Annotated in this window: 2 protein-coding genes; both read left to right on the forward strand. The window is 54.6% G+C overall.

The annotated features are described in order from the left end of the window. The coding region (locus RMSM_RS13625) for a sulfatase/phosphatase domain-containing protein (protein WP_040766434.1) at positions 1-331 on the forward strand (331 nt) is incomplete at its 5' end. Between the two features lie 322 nt (positions 332-653). Further along, positions 654-1159, forward strand: a 506-nt coding sequence (locus RMSM_RS13630) for a sulfatase-like hydrolase/transferase (RefSeq protein ID WP_040766436.1), incomplete at its 3' end; no start/stop codon positions are given.

The raw sequence follows: 1159 nt of genomic DNA on the forward strand, positions 1-1159 counted from the left end.
GTTTACCTCGTATATCGATCTACTACTGCGTGAGACATCGGGCGACTACTTCAGAGAGTGGACCGAGGCAGCGAAGACGGATCCGCATGCCGCCGCGGTGCTTGCTCGTTATTACAGTCGCCCCGAGTACGAACTGTACGATCTACAAAACGACCCGAATGAACTGAGCAATCTGGCCGGCCGCGAAGAACTCTCGTCCGTACAACACGAGCTGACTTCGGAATTGAACCATTGGATCAAGGATCAAGGTGACGAATTAACCGTGTTTCATCCCCCGTTAATGCTCGACGCACCCGAGACCTGGGTTCCTCGGAAAAAGAAGCGAAATTAGAAAATTCCCCGGCAATCGCCACCACTGGTTCCCGGGCTGCAGCCTGGGAACCCAATGAATTGCAGGCTCCCGCCTGCCGAGCAACGGTGAGCCGGGGGCCGTAAGGCACCGGGCTGCAGACGGGGACCCCAATGACGCGTCACGGCTCAATAAATCAATAAGCCGGTTATCCGTTTGGACGCTAGCAGGCTGTTGATTTCGTCGTACGATGGACTTCCTAGTCCGTCGAATACACCGCGGCAAAGCGGGTAAACTAAGGAAAAACACCTGCTCGCCTGCTTAGATACTCATTTACAACATGTCTTTCTACCGCTGGATCATAATGAACCGTTTTACTGTATTGAGTCTCTTAACCCTTTTGGCGTTTTTGAACGCCGCGTCGGCCCGTGCCGAACGTCCCAATGTCGTCTTTCTACTCAGTGATGACCAAGGTTGGGACGACTATGGTTTTATGGGACATCCGCACTTGCAGACGCCGAATTTGGATCAGCTGGCCAAGTCGGGGTTATTGTATGAACGAGGATACGTCACCGCGCCGCTGTGTCGACCGTCGCTGGCCAGCATCGTGACCGGGATGTATCCGCACGAAATCGGGATTCGTGGTAACGATCCGCTGCTACCCGAGGGTGTCAATCGCAAGGACGCTGAACACAAAACGGTCTCCACCGCGTTTCGTAACCGAATGACCGCGCCGATGCTAAAGATCCCTTCCTTCGTGAAGGAACTGAAGAAGAACGGCTACGCGACGCTGCAGACGGGCAAATGGTGGGAAGGCAACCCGCTGGATCACGGTTTCACCGATGCGATGACGCATGGCAATCACTCACG

This window comes from Rhodopirellula maiorica SM1, assembly GCF_000346295.1.
GTDB classification, from domain to species: domain Bacteria; phylum Planctomycetota; class Planctomycetia; order Pirellulales; family Pirellulaceae; genus Novipirellula; species Novipirellula maiorica.